Below are 17,324 nucleotides of genomic sequence, written 5' to 3' on the forward strand. Positions count from 1 at the left end.
ATGCCAAAGCTGCTGCATCTCGTCGCCTCGCCGCGGGCAGATTCGGAATCCAGCGCCGGCGCGCGCGCCTTCCTGGACCGCTTCAGGCAGGCGCGGCCGGGTTGGGACGTCGACGAGATGAATCTGTGGCGCGAGAGTCTGCCCGAGTTCGACGGCGAGATCCTGCAGGCGAAATATGCCCGCATGGGCGGCCGCGCCTTCACCGACGGCCAGCGCCGGGCGTTCGCTGTGGCCGAGCGCATGGCGGTGCGGCTCGATCTGGCCGAGCGCGTCGTGATCTCGACGCCGATGTGGAATTTCGGCATTCCCTACAAACTCAAGCACTGGCTCGACATCATCAATCAGCCGGGCCTCACCTTTCGCTTCGATCCGTCGCGTGGCTACCTGCCGCTTCTGAAGGATCGTCCGACGCTGGTGATCCTCGCCAGCGGCGGCGACTTCACCACCGGCATCAGCCGGGGGCGTACCGACCTCGCGACGCCCTATCTGCGCGAGGCGCTGCGCTTCATGGGCCTTCGCGACCTGCACTTCGTGGCGATCGGGCCGACCAGCGGGCCGGCGGCGCACACCGGCGTGGCGCGTGAGCGGGCGCACAGGCGGCTCGTCGAGATGGCCGCGCGATTTTGACGAGGCAGCCGCGCGGCGCGCATCAGGTCCTAGCAGCAAGCGGTGCGGCCTTCGACCGGCGACCGTTATCCTCTAGCCGCGCTCTCGACTGATTCGGCCGCGAATTCAAGCGACAAGCTCGACTGTCGCTCCGGTCGCGTCGATCAGGTGGACACGTTCGATCTCGGTGCGGGGCAGCAGGGCGCGAATCTCAGGCTCCGACATCAGGCTGAAGGCGGTCGAGAGCGCGTCTGCCGCCGTTGCATTGCCGGCGACCGTGGTCACGCTGCGATAGCGCTGCGCACAGCCGCCGTCGTGCGGATCGAACAGATGATTGAAGCGGCCTCGCGGATCGAAGCGGAAGCCATAGGCGCCCGATGTCGATACGGCGCGATCGATGATCGGAAGCAGTGCAGCGGTCCGGTCGGGAATGTCCGGATCGGCGATTGCGATCTCCCAGGGCCGTGCATCTGGCCGTGCGCCGATGGCGCGGGCTTCGCCCATGTCGACCAGGCTGTGCTGCACGCCCTCGCTGCGCAGGAGCTCGACGATCCGGTCCGTGACATAGCCCTGCGCGATGCCATTGAGGGTGAGCGCCATGCCGCGCGGCATGACGATGCGATCGCGGCTGACGCTCAGCCGCTGATGGCCGACCCACGCCAGCGCCTCTTGCACGGCCGCTTGCGGCGGCCCGTCGGGATTGGCATGCGGGCGCGAAAAATGATCGGCATAGAGCGTCCACAGCGGTTGCACCGTCGGGTCGAAGCGGCCGTCGGTCATCGCGGCGTAGCGCTGCGAGCGTGTGAGGATGTCGACCAGCTCGGGCGCGGGGTCCACCAGCACGCCGGTGCGGTTCAGCGTCACCAGCGCCGATTGCTCCAGATACAGGCTGAACAGGCGCTCGAGCCGCCGGGCTTCGCCGATCGACACCGTGATCAGCCGTTCGGCTTCCTGCCGGTCGCGGTGATGAAGCTTGATCGTGGCGACGGCGCCGAGCAGCGTGCCGCGCCATTCGACCGATCCGCTTGTGCTGTCGGCCGCCTGCGCCCAGGAAGGAGCAACCGCGAGACCCGCCAATGCGGCGCTGATGCGGATGAAGCGCCGGCGCGAGAGGTGAAGTGTCATCGCTGGACTCCCGTGGTTTGCTTCGAACCCGGCTCGGCCAGACCGGCGTTGTCGTCGGCGGAGCTCAGCACGTAGTCGCGGGGCACCTCGGTGAAGCCGACGATGCGGCCGCCGTGCTCGGCAGCGAACCGCTCGGCCGCGGTCCGATCCGAGAACGGCACCGCCTCGTCGCTGCCCATGCCGCTCCTGACCCGGCTGCCGATCACGAACACCGCCTTGCGCGCCTCGACCCAATTGTCGGCGCCCGGATTGTCCCAGCTCGCGGCTTTGCCCATGTCGGAGACGTAGATCGCCTGGATGTCCTTGGGCTCGTCGGGCAGCATCGTGAAGGCGATGGCGTCACGCGCGGAGGAGAACCACACCGGTTCGATCAGGCTGGCGGCGAAGATCTGTGCCTTGGGGCCAGAATGCTCGAGCAGATTCATGCCGCAATAATGCCCGATCGCCTCCGCCGTCAGCTTGATCGGCGGCGGCGGCGCGGCCGCCTGCCTGTCGTTGCAGGCGGCAAGCGCAAAGGCGGCGATGAGCAAGCCGGCGAAAGCGAGGCGTTTCATAGCTCCCTCCGGGAGAAGGCCAGCGCGGCGCCGGCGAGCGGCACCAACGTCCAAAGCACCAGCGCTGTGAGCAACACCTGCACCGACAGCGTGCTGCTGCCGGCGAGCCCGGCCATGCCCGAGAACAGGCTGACATTGGCGAAGCCGGTCAGGTTGAACAGCCGGTAGGCGTCGGTCGGGTTGAGCAGCAGCAGCGCGCTGAGCACGCCGCCGGAAACGTTGCGGCCCTGATCGATCACGAGAAGGCCGAGCAGCGCCATGTCGTAGATCAGGACGAGCACGAGCCACAGGCCGATGCTGACCCCCGCTGCGGTGCCGCGGTCGCGCACCACTGCACTGACGAGATAGCCGATCGCGACGAACACCGCGCCAAGCAGAACGGAGGAGCCGATCATCGCGGCGAAGGCCGCGAGCCCGTCACTGTCGAAGTGACTGCCGGCGATCAGCAGCGCTACGGCAGCGGCGCCATAGCCGAGGCAGGTCGCGAAGGCGAGCACCGCGAGATGACCGAGGAACTTGCCGAGCAGCACCTGCCAGCGCGCCACGGGATAGCTGAGCAGCAGCAGCATGGTGCCGCGCTCCATGTCTCCGACGATGGCGTCGTGCGAGATCAGAAGCGCGATCAGCGGGATCAGGAAGATGGTCAGGCTCGACAGGCTGACGATGACGACGTCGAGCGCGCGCGCGCCCACGGTGCCGGTCGGTGCGCTGCCGAGAAAGGTCAGCGACAGCGCGAGCCCCGCCAGCAGCAGGGTCGACGCCAGCACCCAGCGGTTGCGGATCGCCTGCTGGATTTCCTTCGCGGCGATGGTGATCACGGCATTCATTGCGAACGCTCCGCGTGGCGCAGGAAATGCGCGTAGAGCTCGTCGAGATTGGGTGGAATGAGCTCGAGATCCTGGACGGCGGTGGCGTCGGCCGTCGCCAGACGCAGCAGCTCGATCTTCTCGTCCGGCGCTGCGTCGATCTCGACGATGTGGCCGTTCACCCGGCGATAGGAGGTCGCCTCCGGCAGCCACGAGGGCCGGCCGGATGGCGGCAGCTCAGCGACCTTGACCCGGATCCGGGTCGGCAGTCGCGCGAGGCGGCGCAACTCGTCGAGCGTGCCGTCGGCGACCTTGAGTCCCTTGTTCATGATGATGACACGGCCGGCCCGCTCCTCCAGCTCGGTCAGCGCATGCGATGACAGCAGCACCGTCGTGCCCTCGGCGGCGAGCTTCTGGATCACCTCGTAGAACGTCTGGCGCAGCTCGGGATCGAGACCGGTGGTCGGCTCGTCCAGCAGCAGCACGCGTGGCCGGCCGATCAGCGCCTGTGCCAAGCCGAGGCGCTGGCGCATGCCCTTCGAGTAGGTATTGACGCGGCGTCCGGCAGCGTCGCCCAGCCCGACGACATCGAGCAGCGCCAGCGCGCCGTTCACCGGCTCGCGCTTGAGGCGGGCGTAGAAGCTCTGCGTCTCGCGGCCGGTGAGCGCGGCATCGAAGGCGACGTTCTCCGGCAGGTAGCCGAGGCGGCGCCGCGAGGAGAACTCGCCGGCGGCTGGATTTTCACCGAGTACGGCAATGGTGCCGCGGGTGGGGCGGATCAGCCCGAGCATCATCTTCATCAGCGTCGTCTTGCCGGCGCCGTTGTGGCCGATCAGCGCCACCATCTCGCCGGCGGCGAGATCGAACGAGACGCCCCTCACGGCTTCGACCTTGCCGTAGTGCTTGATCACGTCGGCGACATGGATCGTCGCGGTCATCGGGGCCCGCTTTCTGCAGCGGCGCGGCGCGCCGGCGGCGATATCAGGGGATGGCGGTCGACGACTCCGCCGGGCAGGATCGCGGGAAACTGCGCCTGCGCCCAGCGGATCACCTGCACGGCCGGGCTGTTGATCAGGACCTTGGCGGCCGGCGCGGTCCACAATACGCGGTCGATCAGATCATTCGGCCGATAGGCGGTGTCGGCAATGCCGTCGCCGTTGAGGTCGAAGCCCGGGTTGTCGCTCCAATAATTGCCGCGGCCGTCTTTCGACCAGTCGAGATGGCGGGTGCCGACATACTTGATCTGGCTAGCATTGTTGACGAAGGCATTGCCCCTGATGTCGTTGCCCTCGGAGCCGGCGGTAAAGTGAACGCCGATCTCGCACCCTTCGAACCAGTTGTCGGTGATATGGTTGTTGTTGGTGTTGTAGATGAACACGCATTTCTCGGGACCGGGACGGGCGCCGGCGGTCGGCGTGGCCGTGCTCGCATCGGCCTGCGGCACGCCTTCGTCGGTGCCGCGGTTCTCCGCGGTGGCCCAGCGCTCCGCCGGCTGCAACCCGCCGATCACGCTGTTGCCGGCGATCTGCGAGCCGTTGGCCGCGTTGAACAGCAAGCCGCGGTCGCGGTCGTGATCCGAGACGTTATCCCTCACGACGAGCGCCTTGGAGAACATCATCGCATAGCCGATGATGTTGCGGGTCGAGACGTTTCCGGAGATTTCGCTGTCGTTGGTGTACATGAAGTGGACCGCGAAGCGCAGGTCGCTGAAGCGATTGCCGCTGAAGACGTTGTTGCGGCTGGTGATGGCGAACACGCCATCGCGGCCGTACCGGAATTGGTTGTCGATCACCTTGGCGCCCGGCGCGTTCCAGACCGAGACGCCGTTGCCGGTGACGCCGCCGCGCGTCGCGCGCAGGCCGATGATGCTGTTGTGACGGACCATGGCGTTGGCTGATCCGTGCAGATAGACGCCGAACAGATTGCCCTCGATGCGGTTGTTCTCGATCACTGCGTCGTGCGCGGCCTGCTCGACGAAGATGCCGGAATCCATCTTCTCCAGCGCGCGGCCGGATCCGTCGATGGCGAGGCCGCGAATGACGGTGCCCGGCGCCGCCACGGTGATGACGCTGCCCTCGCCACCACCGCTGATCACGGCGCCCGGAGCCCCAGCCAGCGTCAAGCGGTGGCTGATCCGTAGCGGTCCGCGATAGGTGCCGGTGGCGAGCGCGATCTCGTCGCCGTCGGCGGCGCGGTCGAGCAGGGCCTGCAGGTCGGTGGTGTCAGTTCCGACCTGCAGAGTCGCCGCCTGGGCGCGGAAGGGCAGGCCGGCGACGACGAGCGCCGCCAGCCCCAGAGTCTTGATATGGCGCATGCGCCGCATCGCTCACGCGTTCCGCGGCGAGACCAGCATGCGTCCGCGCATTTCCATGTGCATGGCGTGGCAGAACCATGTGCAGAAATACCAGTACACGCCGGGCTTGTCGGCGATGAACGTCACCGACGAGGTCTGCTGCGGATCGATCTCCATGTTGACGCCGTAGTTGACGATGCAGAAGCCGTGCACCAGATCCTCGACGTCGTCGATGTTGGTGACATAGACCGTCACCTCGTCGCCCTGCTTGACCTCGAACTTTTCGAGCGCGTAGGCGGGCGCGCTGGACCACATGTAGACGCGCACCTTGTTGCCATCGCGGATCACCTTGGCGTCGCTCTCCAGCGTGACGCCGTCGGCTGCGGCCTGCTTGCGGGCGTCGGCGAAGAACGGGTCGTCGCGTTTCCAGATCGAGGTCACGCGGCCCTCGAGCTTGGAGCGGTGCACGATCACGGCGTCATGCGGCTCAGCGAAGCTCGGGCCGTCATGCACCAGCTCCATCTTGTCGCCGGAGATGTCGATCAGCTGGTCGTTCTCCGGCTTGAGCGGGCCGACATTCAGGAAGCGATCCTTGGAGAACTTGTTCAGCGACAGCAGCCATTTGCCGTCGGCTTCCTTGGTCTCGCCCATCGAGGCGTGGTTGTGGCCCGGCTGATAGTGGACGTCGAGCTTCTGGATGATGGGGTTGACCTTCTCGCCCTTGAAGGCGCGCTTGGCGAGATCGAGGCTCCATTTGCAGACCTGGCTGTCAAGGAACAGCGTAGTGTAGGCGTTGCCCCGGCCGTCGAAGGCGGTGTGCAGCGGCCCGAGGCCGAGCTCCGGCTCGGCCACGACGACGTCGCGCGGCTTGATCTTGTCGTCGAACAGGTTGTCGATCAGGCGGACGTCGATCACCGTGACCGTCGGCGCCAGCTTGCCATTGGCGACGACGTGGATGCCATCGGGGGCCGTGTTGAGGCCATGCGGACTGTTGGAGACCGGCACGTAGCGCGTGTAAGGCGATCCTTTGCGGCCGTCGATCACGGGAACGCCGTTCATCTCCTTGAAGTCGCCCTTCTTGACGGCCTCCTCGATGCGCTTGATGTTGAAGATCGTGACCCAGTCCTGTTCGCTTGCCGTCATCTCGGCCAGGGTGACGCCCTTCTCCGAGTTGTAGCAGGTCGAGAACGCATATTTGCCCTGGTAGTCGCAGTCGGTGTTGTCGAGATTGCCGTCGACGATCACCTGCCAGGCGACCTTCATGGTGTCGCCGTCGACGGCCGAGAACATCGACCAGTATTTCGACTTGTCGTCGAGCACCTTGCCGTCGTTCGGCAGCGGCACCTCATATTCGCCGTTGCAGAAAACGTAACCGGTGCGCGGGAACTTCTGCGGACGCATGCCGTGGATGGTGTACTGGTTCGGCAGCTCGATGATCTTGTCGCATTTCATCACGTCGGTGCGAATGCGGGCGAGCCGGGTGTTGGCCTTGTCGTTGATGAAGATGTAGCGGCCGTCATATGTGCCGTTGGTGAACGACATGTGCGGATGGTGGCAGTCGCCGTTCATCCAGATGCCGAGCCGGTCCTTGAGCCGTTCGCGCGTCTCGGGCAGCAGCCCCTCGGTCATGATCTTGCGGCTCTCGTTGGTCTGGCCCCAGCCGGTGGCGCTGCACCGGTTGAAGACCGGAATGCGCATCAGCTCGCGCATCGAGGGCATGCCAACGATCCGCAACTCGCCGGTCTGGCCGCTGGAGAAGAAGACATAGTACTCGTCGAGCTGGCCGGGCGCGACCTCCGCCTTGCCGGCGCCTTGCGCCGGTCGCGACTGTGCGGCGGCCGGCGTGGTCTCGACGCTCTTGCCGAGGCCGATGCTGCCGGCAACGCCGGCCGCGCCGAGCGCGGCGGTGCCGACGATTTGTCGGCGGCTGAGTTTCGTCTGGTCGTCGTCGTGCGCCATCGTCGTCTCCTTATGATGGATGAGTGAGATCGTTGGATTGAGCCGGCGCCGTCGTCGGCCGACCGGCATGGGTGATCACGGTCTTCGGACCGGATTTGGCGGCGCGCATCGACGGCGATGACATCGCCTCGAACTTCTCGCGCTTGAGCCGGACCTGGATCATGTGCGGACAGCGCTGATCGTCGTAGTAGAGCTCCTGGCAATGCATGCAGTAGATGCATTCATTGACATTGATGTGTCCCTCGGGATGGATCGACTGCACCGGACATTCCTTGGCGCAGCGCTGGCAGGGCGAGCCGCACTCCTTCCAGCGACGCAGCCATTCGAAGGTGCGGATGCGTCCGGGAATCGCCAGCGCGGCGCCCAGCGGGCAGAGATAGCGGCAGAAGAAGCGTTCGATGAACAGGCCGATGCCGAGCAGCGCCGCGGCATACAGCACGAACGGCCAGCTGCGCGAGAATTTCAGGATGATCGCGGTCTTGAACGGCTCGACCTCCGCGACCTGCTCGGCGAGCGCGACCGAATACAGCGACAGCCCGAACAGGCCGAGGAAGATGATGTATTTGATCGGCCACAGCCGCTCATGCAGCCCCCAGGGCACCGTGATCTGCGGCACCTTGAGCCATTTTGCCACTGTGTTGGTCAGCTCCTGCAGCGCGCCGAACGGACAGAGCCAGCCGCAGAACGGCCCGCGGCCCCAGAACAGCAGTCCAGCCGCCGTTGCCGCCCACAGGATGAAGATCAAGGGCGCCGCGAGGAAGAACTCCCAATGGAAGCCGGTCAGCAGCGCGTTGACGAAGGTGACGACGTTGACGACCGAGAGCTGGGCGTTGGCGTACCAGCCGAGCCAGACCAGCACGAACAGCAGATAGGCGCGGCGCACCCAGGTGTAGAGCCGGGGACGGCGCACCAGAACGTTCTGGAAGAAGAAGATCCCTGTGAGCGCGGCCAGCGCCAGCGCGGTGATGCCGATGGAGACCGTCTGCGAGCGCCAGATGCGCATCCATAACGGCTCCTCGGTGTCGTCGGCGACCGGTTGCGCCGTGGTCGGGGCGGGACGCGCGGACGTCGCCTTCGCTGCCGACACAGCGGGGCGCGTCTGCTGCTTCAAGTAGGCGTCGGGCACCGTGTAGTCGACATCGAATGTCAGGAACGCCTTGTCGTGGCTGCCTGTGCTTCGTTGCACCAGGAGCTGGAGCTGCCATGGCTCGGTCGGGTCGAGCGTGAATTCGGGCGGCGTGATGAACAGTCCGATCTCGCGCAGGGCAGGGGCGCCGGCGGCGGTCAGCGCACCGAGTCGCATGTGGTTCTTGTCGCGGAACCGAGTGCTTCCGCCCTCCTGCAGCACCTCGATACGGTCGAAGATGCCGCCTCGGACATAAGCGGAGCCCTTGAACGAGTAGACGCCGTCGCCGGCGACGACGATCGCCTGCTGTCCGGGCTGCAATCGCTGCTTGAGTCGCTGATAGCCCTCGTCGCCGAGCAGGCTGCGGCCGATCGTGGGCACGCTGGCCATGGCCACATAGAGATCGATGAAGGTGTCGCCGGCATCGCCGGGCTCCGGATTCTGCGCGGCCGCCGCATTGCCCGACTTGGCGAACGCGTCGTTGACGTCGCCGATGCTGAGATGCAGGCGCCGCACCGAGCCGTCGCCGAGCAGACTGCTCCAGTCGCGGATCTCGCTCTTGTCGGGATCGACCGTCTTGGTCACGCCGGGCTGCGCTGCGGCGGCGGTCGCCGCTGAGCCGGCGCCGATGCGGCCGCTGCGGATCAGGCGCGTGGCGGCGCGCACGATGCTGTCGTGCATCACCAGCACGGTGACCGTGGCACCTGAGACGATGTCGGCCTGCGGCGCATGTTCCGCGCCTTGCGCAATCGGCATCATGTCCTTGCCGAGCAGGCCGTTGAGTGCGGCAACGATGCGTGGCTGGGGAATGCCGATCAGCACGATGGGCTCTTTGTGATCGACCAGCTTCAGCCCGGTGATGACGCCCTTGGGATCGATGCCGACGAGGATGTGGATCGGCTTGCCCGAATAGCCGACGGAATTGGCGAAATCGGAGTTGAGATAGACGTAACCCTTGAGCTGATCGCCGCGATACACCGGCATGATCGGCGGCTCGCCTTGCGGCTCGCCGAAACGATCCGCATCCGGGAACAGCTCACCCGGCGTGATCTTCGAGAGGTAGGTTGCGAGATCGCCGGCCGCATGTGCTGCGCGCGGGGCCGCGATCGCGCAGAACCCGATGAGGATTGCTACCAGGATAGCAGGCATGCGCCACCGATTGGTGGCGACATCACTCGCAACCATGATCACCTCAAGCGGAACGGACGGCCCGCGAAGGGGCCGTATTCCAGTCAGGACTGTTTCGGGGAAGGAAGGATCGTCGCCATTGACAATCCCTGAGCAAATAGAGTCGGGTTAAATTGACTCCTTATCGTGCCGGTTGTCTAGTGGGTCGCAATCCGACGGACGTTGCGCTGGATCAAACAAGCCAGGACAATCAGGCGGACCATCATATGTTGTTGACACGCACGCTCTCGCTCAAGTCGGAACCGGCCGGGAACCTGCATTCGATCGACGAGCTGTTCGCGCTCGCCAATGCGATGGAGCAGGAGGCGGCCGATCGCTACGACGAGCTGTCCGGAGAGATGCAGCGTCAAGGCCGGCTCGATCTGGCCGCTGTCTTCGCGAGGCTGGCCGCGGCCGAGCGCGAGCATGTCGACAGTGTCGCGCAATGGTCGCAAGCGCGAACGGGGCGTGCCCCCGATGCGTCGCTGGTGCGCTGGCAACCACCGGAGACCTTTGAGCCCGGCGTGGCACGCGAAATCCAGGACTCGCGGCTGATGACGCCGTACCGCGCGCTGTCGATGGCGGTGCGCAACGAGGAGCGGGCCTTTGCGTTCTGGTCCTATCTTGCGGCATTTGCCGATGATCCCGAGGTCAAGAGGGCGTCCGAGGCGATGGCGCGAGAGGAACTCGGTCATGTCGCGACGCTGCGCAAGGAGCGGCGCCGTGCCTATCATCTTGAGACCGACGCCAGGCGCGCGGCGTCGGTGGCGTCGGACGCCGGCACGATCGACGCCGGCCGGCTGGAGCGTCGACTCGCCGAGTTGCTCGACGCGATGGCTGTGCGCGCCGCTGGCCGCCCGGCGGATCGCGTGCGCGAGCTTGCGCAGGAAGCCGCGGCAATGGCATCGGAGGTTGCGGACCTGTTGCGCCTGCCGGCTGGGCTCGCGCAAGCCGATGCGGCCGTGCTGGCGGAGGCGCTCGCGGACGCGTATCTGGAGCATGCGGAGCGAGCGACCGAACCGGACCGGCTCGATCTGATGCAGCGGCTGGCGTCGCAGGCGATCGCCCGGCTGGCCTGGCTGCGGTCGCTCGGTTGAGTCCGACTCCAGAACTCCGCGAAAGAGGCGAAAGACAAGGGTCGCCCAGCCAAGCTGGATGACCCGATCATCATGAGGCTCAGTTGCGGGTCGGCGCCGGCACGGCGGTGCGGTTCGCTGGCACCGTGACGGGCTGGAAGGAGAACACGTCGCGACTGCGCGGATCGACGGTCACCTTGAGCCAGCGCACGTCGTTGTTGCCGTTGCCCTGATTGTCGCCGAACGTTTCGACGCGAACGAAGTTCTCAAGCCGCTGGCCGGCACTGTTGAGGAAGGGCTGGTCGATCCGGAAGTAATGGGAATCGCCGTGGACGTAGGCGACCGGCTTGCGGAACGCCTCGACTTCGGTGCGCAAGGCGGTCAGAAAGCTGACGAAGCCATCGGGCTGCCCGTCGGCTTCGGCGAGCGTCCTGGGATCGCGCAGCGGCGCGCGCGTCGGATCGGCCTGGTCCCAGCCCGGGTTGCCCTGGGTGATGAACATCACCGCGGCGGAGTTGCGCCTCTTGGCTTCCGCGAAGGTCTGTTGCATCCACAGAATCACGGCCGCGTTGCGCGCGTTGTATTCGTCCGGATCGGGATTTGTGTCGCAGAGATTGTTGCAGGATCCCTGGATGTTGAGGGTCGCGTAGGTGACCCGGCCAACGGTCCAGCGGCGATTCTCGACGCAGCCGACCTTGGTGCCGTTGGCGCTCAGACACAGCGGATCGGTCTGCACCTCCTGGCGCAGCTTGCGCTGGCCGAGCGAAAACGGCGTCGAGAAGAACACCTTGCGCTCGTAATCGAGCCGGTCGCGCGAGTTGAAGCCGCCATTCGAGGGGCGATCGCAATCGACCCAGTCGTTGTCGCCCGGGGTGAACATCGCGGGCGCCTCGAGGCTGTTGAAGAAGGCGAGCGCCTGGGCGTAGAGGCCGGCGTCGCAGGCGGAATTGGAGCCCTGCTTCAGGTCGCCATCGTGCGCCGTGAATTTCAGCCGATGGGCGTTCATGTCGGCGATCAGGTTGGGGACGCCGACGGTGGCCTGCAGCGTGGAGTAGGGCAGGTCGCCCCACAGGCCGATGGCGTAGCTGTCGTCATCGTCGTCGAAGCCATGGTCGTGCGCAAGGCTCGGCGCGGCAGCGGACAACGCCAGCAAAGACACCGTGACGGACAATGCGAGCAATTCATGAAAGGCAGATTTGAAAGATGATCGAAGTGACATTCTGCAAGATCCCCCAAGACCTCGGTTGCACCGCGCCGCTTCATTCAAGCGGCGGCGGGACGATGCGGAGGCTCGATAACCGGGGCGTGACGATGGGCTGACAATCCGCTGACGGCGTCACGATGTTGCAATTCGGTGCACCATCAATGTCGTCGCCGCGCACAATGCGCAGATGGCCCGCCGCAACGTGTGCGGCGGGCTGTTCTTGACAGCGGCAGACTCCCGGTCGATCAGCGGTCGTCGCCGTATCCGTGCTCACCGTGGTCGTGATGATGCAAGCCGCCGTCGTGATCGTGATCGCCATCGTTATCGCCGAAGGCGAACAGATTCATCAGGTCGCCGATCGCGGGACGGTTCTTCGGCACATAGCGGTTGTCGTCCCGGTCATGGATCGGATTGGGGAGCCGGTCGCGGCTGACGGCGGAGATCGTGGGAAGCCGCCAGTTGCGCTCGATGAACTTCAGCAGCGAGACGTGATCGTAATAGGTGTGGTCGACATGACCCTTCTTGGCCAGCGGCGAGACCAGGACGAAGGGAATGCGGGTGCCGTCGCCGAGGAAGTCGACCGGCTGGACATAGCCGGAGTCGTAGTAGCCACCGCCTTCGTCCGTCGTGATGAAGATCGCAGTCTTGGCCCAGAGCTGGGAGTTGGCCTTGACGCGATTGATCAGGGCCTCGAGGAATTTTTCGTAGAGGTCGGTGGTCGAATCGGCGGGATGCCCGGCGAGCGCCTCGAACGGACGCACGAATGAAACTGCGGGCAGCGTATTGTTCTGCACGTCCTTCACGAAGGCGCCGTAGTTCTGCAGCTTGGCTTCCTCCGCCGGATTCTTCATGATCTTGTTGAAGCCGGTGAGCGGATCGCAAATGCCACAATAGGAGTGGAACAGCAGCGGCACGCCGTCGACGCTGCTGGCGAAGGTGGTGACATCGTCGCCACGGTCGGCGCTGTAGTATTTCCAGGACACGCCCTTTGCGGTCATCACGTCGGCGATGGTCGGCGCGCTCTGCGGCGGCAGCACGAACTTGTCCGAGCCGAGGGCATTCGGCTTGGCGCTGGTCTGGTTCCAGAACATGCTGTAGTTGTTGACGAGATAATAGTGGTTCGGCGCGCAGTTGTTGCTATAGACGCCGTTCTTGAAAAGCTGCTCGTTGACGGCGGCGACGCCAGGCGCGCTGGGGTCCGAGCAATTGACGTAGGAGCCGCCGCTATAACCGTCCTGCTTGTAGTAGTTGTTGGTGCCGGGAACCGGATCCGGGTTCTCGATCTGGTTGGCGTAGGGCACGGCGGGGGCGCCGTTCAGCGTCTCGGGATTGGTGAAGAACGCGGCGTGGCCGGTCACGAGCGCCTGGAAGTTGGCTCCGGTGCCGCCCATGATCGCCTGATGATAGTTGTCGCTGATCGCATACTCGTCGGCCAGCTGCTTGAAGAACGCTGCGTCACCGGGCTGGGCCTTGCCGGCGGCGTCGGTGAACGGGTTCATGTTGTAGAAGCCCATCGAGATGGCGCCTTCCATCGGGTTGAACCCGCCGGCCGGATAGGGCCGTCCGTTCGAGCCGGTGCCGATGGTCTGCTCGACCCACACGAACTTGTCGTGCTTGCCGCCGTCGATGTCCTGCCACATCTGGAAGAAGCGGTGCACCGGATCGCCGGTATAGGCGGCGTAGGAGACGTATTTCGAAATCTGATACGGGCCATTGGGAAGATTGGCCGGGAAGCGGGTGTCGAGGACGTTCTGCGGCAGGCCGATTCCATATGTGGTGTATGGCTGCGGCAGCGTTGCGTAGGCGCCGGTGGACGCGGTCTCGGCAGTGTAGCGAACCTCGTCGCGGCCGATCCGCTGCTCCGCCTTCCTGAAATGCCGGCCCGGCGTGCCGTCTTCGTTGACGATTCCCTTGCTTAGCAGATTGTCGATCGTCTGCCCCGCCTTCGGCTTGTAGGTGCCGAACAGATTGTCGAAGGTGTGATTCTCGCCGACGATGATGATGACATGCTCGATCGGCGTGCTCGTCGCCGCTCCGGCGAAGGCTGGCGCGACGCTGGTCGCGGTGAAGACGGCGGTGGTCGCAAGGGCGAGCGCCTTGGACCGTGTGACTGTTCTGGTCATGAGATCTCCGGACGGAGGAGGGTGGTGGCGCGCGCATGCTGATGGCCGCTTGCCTGCGACGATCTATCGCGGCAACAAATTGCAACGTGGTGTCGGTCTTGCTTCGGTTTTGTGAAATGCGCCGAGCAGCGCGGATACTGGACACGCACGTCACAGCACCAGCTTGGCAGCGCGTGTGCCGCCGGGGTTTGACTCCGTTGTTGTCGGGAGCCAGCGCTCGCCGGGCTATGGACCGGTGATACTGGTCAGAGCTGGCCGGGCACCCAGCTCAGCGCGAGGGCCTGGCCTTGCGCGATCTGGCTGGTCGACATCTTGGATGCGACGGCGTTGCGAAGCCGCAGGAAGTAGCTGCGCTGGGTCGACTTGGCATGTCCGGCAGCAAGGTTCAGCCATTTGTAGGCGAGCACGACGTCCTGTGGAACGCCATGACCCTTGTCGTACATCAGGCCGAGCATCGCTTGGCCGAACGGATTGCCGGCTGCGGCGGCCCGGCAATAGAGATCGCTGGCGACCTCGTAGGCCTGCGGGGTTCCAAAGCCGTTTTCATACATGAAGCCGAGCATCGCCTGAGCGCGTGGATCGCCGCGCAAGGCAGGCGGGGTCAGCACGCGCACGGCGCGGACGAAGTCGCCGCGCGCATAGGCGATGCGTGCGGTGCTGACCGAATCGGCGCGAACGGGCGAGGCGAGTGCTCCCAGCAGCAGGATGGCTGCGGTGCAGGCGATGGTGAGGCGCCCCATCGTCGGCCGGATCACTTGGCTGGGGTCAACGGGTGGTGCGGACACGCAAATCATCCGTGATGCTCGCTCCGACTGATCCGCGGAGCTTGGAACGGAGTTCTTCTGCCACCTGATGCGCATCGCTGCCGTCGCGAATGATCTGCGGCCGGATGAAGATGATGAGCTCGGTGCGTGTGCCCTTCTTCCCCTGATGCGAGAACGCATCGCCAAGAACCGGAATCTCGTCGAAGCCCGGAATGCCGTTGCGATTGCCGGTCTGCTGCTCGCTGATCAGGCCCGCGAGCAGCACGGTCTGGCCGTTGGCGACCGAGATGGCGCTCTTGACCTTGCGCTGCGACACCGTCGGCGTGAGACTCGTGGCGGTCTGGGCCGCGACGTTGCTGATCTCCTGCTCGACCTCGAGCCGCACATTGCCGTTGGCGGCGATGCGCGGCACGACGCGCAGGATGATGCCGGTGTTGCGATAGTCGATGGTGTTGACGACAGTATTGCTCGACGACAGTACGGTCGCGCTGCCGGTCGATACCGGCACGACGTCGCCGACCTGCAGGGTGGCGGTCTGGTTGTTGATCACGACCAGCGAGGGATTGGAGAGCACCTTGACGCTGGTGACAGTATGGAGTGCGTCGAGGATCATGTTGGGCGAGGCTTCGTGTCCGATCAGGAAGTTGAAGCCGGGCAGGGCGCGGTTGATCAAGGCCGTCGTCGCCGCGGATGTCGTCGCTGTGGCCACCGACGTGGCTTGCGTATTGGTGATCGATCCTTTGTCGGTCCCGAGGCCGAGCACCTTGCTCGAAAGATAGGCCTGCACGCCGTAGGACAGCTCGTTGGTGAGCGTCACTTCGGCAATCGTGGCGTCGATCCCGACCTGCAGCACCGGCTGGTCAAGCTGCTGCAGCGTGTTGGAGATGATGCGGTAGTTCTCGCGGTCGGCATAGATGAGCAGCGAGTTGTTCACCGTGTCCGGGGTGATCCGGACATTCGGCATGATGGCCTGGCCTCCGCCAGCACCACTGCTGCGTGGCTCCAGCCCGGTCGAGGACGGCGTACTGCTGGAGGACGATGTGCTCGAAGATGACATGCTCGAGAGACCACCGGCTTGGGACCGGCTCGTCGGATTGGCGCTCGAACCCGATGATCCCGCTGCATTTGTGTTGAAGGAGAGCCGATCGGCGACCGATGTCGTCGTGCCGTCGGACCCCGGCGCGGTCTGGCCGTCGGCGCCGTCGGTGGAGGACGAGCCGGCGCCGCCGAACATGTCGGTGAGCACCTTGGCGAGCTGGCGCGCATCGCCGTAGCGGACCCGGTAGACGTGGACGCTGGTGCGCCCGGAGTCGGCCTGATCGAGCCGGCGGATCCAGGTTGCCGCGCTCTGCAGCAGCGCTGGCTTGCGCGTCACGACCATGATCGCGTTCAGGCGATTGACGACCTGCAGCTTGACGAGATTCTGGCTCAATCCGTTCTCACCGGAGTCCATGATCTTCTCCAGCTCCGCCATCAAAGGCTCTGGCGCCGAATTGCTGACCGGGAAGATGCCGACGGACTGGCCGCGCATCCAGTCGACGTCGAAGCTCATCACCGTTTCGATCGCGGAGCGTCGCTCGGCTCCTGTGCCCTGGATCAGAAGCAAGTTCCGGGTGGTGTCGGCGCGCACGCTGCCGGCGCGGGTCGCGAAGCTGTCCATCAGCTTGAGGATCGTCTGCGCACCGACATATTGCAGCGGCACGACGGAGACGCCGTAGCCGGGCTCGGCGCGGCCGGCCTCGCCGTCGACGCGTCCGGCGCCGATGGCGTCGCCGAGCGGGGTCAGCTTGTAGCCGCCGCCTTCGCGGACCAGCACGACGCCGGACAGGCGCAGCGCGCTCTCCAGCACGAACAGGATGTCGGATTTCGGCACCGGCCGCGCCGACACCAGGCTGACGCTGCCCTGCACGCGGGGATCGATCGCGTAGCCCGCGCCGAGGATGTCGCCGATCACGACCTTCGCGACCACTGCGATCGGCGTGTTCTCGAAATTGAGGTCATAGCCCTTGCCATCGGCCGCCGGAAGCGGCCTGACCTCGGCGACCTCCTGAACCGTGGTCCCCTGATAGGTTCGAGCGCTCGCGCGCTCGACCTCGGGGCGTCCCTGGATCGATGCGACCGGTCCACTGTCGCGCGGCAGGATATCGAGCGAGCGCACCTTGTCGATGACGTCGACATCGGCCGGCGCGCTCGCCTGGGAATTGAGCGTTGCCATGTTGCAGGAGGCGAGCAGCACCGCAATCGCCAGCAGCGAGGCAGGTCTGACAACCGCAGCGGACTGGCTTCGATTGCCGATACGAAACATGGACTTACCGATCTACTCGTGTTGACCGGCCGAAACGCAGCAGCGCCTCGTTTAGACCGCGCAGCCTGCATAGCGGTCCAATATGACACTTATGTATAATTGGCGGCTGCCGCCCGACCTTTGCGCCGCATGTGTGTCGGAAATGTCGGCGCCTCCGGCATTCGTACAGCCGTCATGTTCGCGATCAATAACGTGGGTCACCAGTAGCGGCGTGCC

The 17,324-nt window shown here is 65.4% G+C and carries 13 protein-coding genes; 2 read left to right on the forward strand and 11 right to left on the reverse strand.

Going from position 1 to position 17,324, the window contains the following annotated elements; genetic code table 11:
- Positions 1-627 (forward strand): NAD(P)H-dependent oxidoreductase, encoded by a 627-nt coding sequence (locus QW861_RS26655; protein ID WP_315752539.1) that lies wholly within the window; start codon positions 1-3, stop codon positions 625-627.
- Between the two features lie 105 nt (positions 628-732).
- On the opposite strand, the gene QW861_RS26660 is transcribed toward QW861_RS26655, so the two are convergent.
- Genes QW861_RS26660 through QW861_RS26690 form a run of 7 tightly spaced genes read right to left on the reverse strand, consistent with a single transcriptional unit; the run spans position 733 to position 9,654 of the window.
- Positions 733-1,731: an FAD:protein FMN transferase gene (locus QW861_RS26660; RefSeq protein ID WP_315752541.1), complete on the reverse strand. Its 999-nt coding sequence runs from the start codon at positions 1,729-1,731 to the stop codon at positions 733-735.
- Positions 1,728-2,285, reverse strand: coding sequence for a nitrous oxide reductase accessory protein NosL (locus QW861_RS26665; protein WP_315752542.1), 558 nt, complete (start codon positions 2,283-2,285; stop codon positions 1,728-1,730). Before QW861_RS26665 ends, QW861_RS26660 begins: the two co-directional genes overlap by 4 nt.
- A complete protein-coding gene (locus QW861_RS26670; RefSeq protein WP_315717455.1) occupies positions 2,282-3,112 on the reverse strand; it encodes an ABC transporter permease in 831 nt (276 codons plus the stop codon). The genes QW861_RS26665 and QW861_RS26670 overlap by 4 nt, the downstream gene beginning before the upstream one ends.
- Positions 3,109-4,029: an ABC transporter ATP-binding protein gene (locus QW861_RS26675; RefSeq protein WP_315752543.1), complete on the reverse strand. Its 921-nt coding sequence runs from the start codon at positions 4,027-4,029 to the stop codon at positions 3,109-3,111. Before QW861_RS26675 ends, QW861_RS26670 begins: the two co-directional genes overlap by 4 nt.
- Positions 4,026-5,414, reverse strand: coding sequence for a nitrous oxide reductase family maturation protein NosD (locus QW861_RS26680; RefSeq protein ID WP_315752544.1), 1,389 nt, complete (start codon positions 5,412-5,414; stop codon positions 4,026-4,028). The genes QW861_RS26675 and QW861_RS26680 overlap by 4 nt, the downstream gene beginning before the upstream one ends.
- Before the next feature lie 3 nt (positions 5,415-5,417).
- Positions 5,418-7,343: a TAT-dependent nitrous-oxide reductase gene (gene nosZ, locus QW861_RS26685; RefSeq protein WP_315717460.1), complete on the reverse strand. Its 1,926-nt coding sequence runs from the start codon at positions 7,341-7,343 to the stop codon at positions 5,418-5,420.
- Between the two features lie 10 nt (positions 7,344-7,353).
- Positions 7,354-9,654, reverse strand: coding sequence for a 4Fe-4S binding protein (locus QW861_RS26690; RefSeq protein ID WP_410052336.1), 2,301 nt, complete (start codon positions 9,652-9,654; stop codon positions 7,354-7,356).
- A 209-nt stretch (positions 9,655-9,863) separates the two neighbouring features.
- Here QW861_RS26690 and QW861_RS26695 point away from each other — a divergent pair, with 209 nt between their 5' ends.
- A complete protein-coding gene (locus tag QW861_RS26695) occupies positions 9,864-10,733 on the forward strand; it encodes a ferritin family protein (RefSeq protein ID WP_315717461.1) in 870 nt (289 codons plus the stop codon).
- A gap of 79 nt (positions 10,734-10,812) precedes the next feature.
- On the opposite strand, the gene QW861_RS26700 is transcribed toward QW861_RS26695, so the two are convergent.
- From QW861_RS26700 to gspD, 4 genes are all read right to left on the reverse strand, one after another.
- Positions 10,813-11,931, reverse strand: a complete 1,119-nt coding sequence (locus QW861_RS26700; RefSeq protein ID WP_316193692.1) for a hypothetical protein — start codon at positions 11,929-11,931, stop codon at positions 10,813-10,815.
- A 230-nt stretch (positions 11,932-12,161) separates the two neighbouring features.
- Positions 12,162-14,039 carry an alkaline phosphatase family protein gene (locus QW861_RS26705; protein ID WP_316193693.1) on the reverse strand — a complete coding sequence of 626 codons (1,878 nt, stop codon included), beginning with the start codon at positions 14,037-14,039 and terminating at the stop codon, positions 12,162-12,164.
- Between the two features lie 245 nt (positions 14,040-14,284).
- Entirely contained in the window at positions 14,285-14,833 is a 549-nt protein-coding gene (locus QW861_RS26710) for a tetratricopeptide repeat protein (protein ID WP_316193694.1), read from the reverse strand.
- Positions 14,805-17,108 carry a type II secretion system secretin GspD gene (gene gspD / locus QW861_RS26715; protein WP_316193695.1) on the reverse strand — a complete coding sequence of 768 codons (2,304 nt, stop codon included), beginning with the start codon at positions 17,106-17,108 and terminating at the stop codon, positions 14,805-14,807. Before gspD ends, QW861_RS26710 begins: the two co-directional genes overlap by 29 nt.
- Positions 17,109-17,324: the final 216 nt, after the last annotated feature.

This window comes from Bradyrhizobium sp. SZCCHNRI1029, assembly GCF_032487555.1.
GTDB lineage: Bacteria > Pseudomonadota > Alphaproteobacteria > Rhizobiales > Xanthobacteraceae > Bradyrhizobium.

Coding starts and splice junctions, on each gene's coding strand:
- QW861_RS26690 (WP_410052336.1), bottom strand. CDS start 9,654: ATGGTTGCGAGTGATGTCGCCACCAATCGGTGGCGCATGCCTGCTATC.
- QW861_RS26660 (WP_315752541.1), bottom strand. CDS start 1,731: ATGACACTTCACCTCTCGCGCCGGCGCTTCATCCGCATCAGCGCCGCA.
- nosZ (WP_315717460.1), bottom strand. CDS start 7,343: ATGGCGCACGACGACGACCAGACGAAACTCAGCCGCCGACAAATCGTC.
- QW861_RS26675 (WP_315752543.1), bottom strand. CDS start 4,029: ATGACCGCGACGATCCATGTCGCCGACGTGATCAAGCACTACGGCAAG.
- QW861_RS26695 (WP_315717461.1), top strand. CDS start 9,864: ATGTTGTTGACACGCACGCTCTCGCTCAAGTCGGAACCGGCCGGGAAC.
- QW861_RS26665 (WP_315752542.1), bottom strand. CDS start 2,285: ATGAAACGCCTCGCTTTCGCCGGCTTGCTCATCGCCGCCTTTGCGCTT.
- QW861_RS26705 (WP_316193693.1), bottom strand. CDS start 14,039: ATGACCAGAACAGTCACACGGTCCAAGGCGCTCGCCCTTGCGACCACC.
- QW861_RS26670 (WP_315717455.1), bottom strand. CDS start 3,112: ATGAATGCCGTGATCACCATCGCCGCGAAGGAAATCCAGCAGGCGATC.
- gspD (WP_316193695.1), bottom strand. CDS start 17,108: ATGTTTCGTATCGGCAATCGAAGCCAGTCCGCTGCGGTTGTCAGACCT.
- QW861_RS26710 (WP_316193694.1), bottom strand. CDS start 14,833: ATGATTTGCGTGTCCGCACCACCCGTTGACCCCAGCCAAGTGATCCGG.
- QW861_RS26700 (WP_316193692.1), bottom strand. CDS start 11,931: ATGTCACTTCGATCATCTTTCAAATCTGCCTTTCATGAATTGCTCGCA.
- QW861_RS26655 (WP_315752539.1), top strand. CDS start 1: ATGCCAAAGCTGCTGCATCTCGTCGCCTCGCCGCGGGCAGATTCGGAA.
- QW861_RS26680 (WP_315752544.1), bottom strand. CDS start 5,414: ATGCGGCGCATGCGCCATATCAAGACTCTGGGGCTGGCGGCGCTCGTC.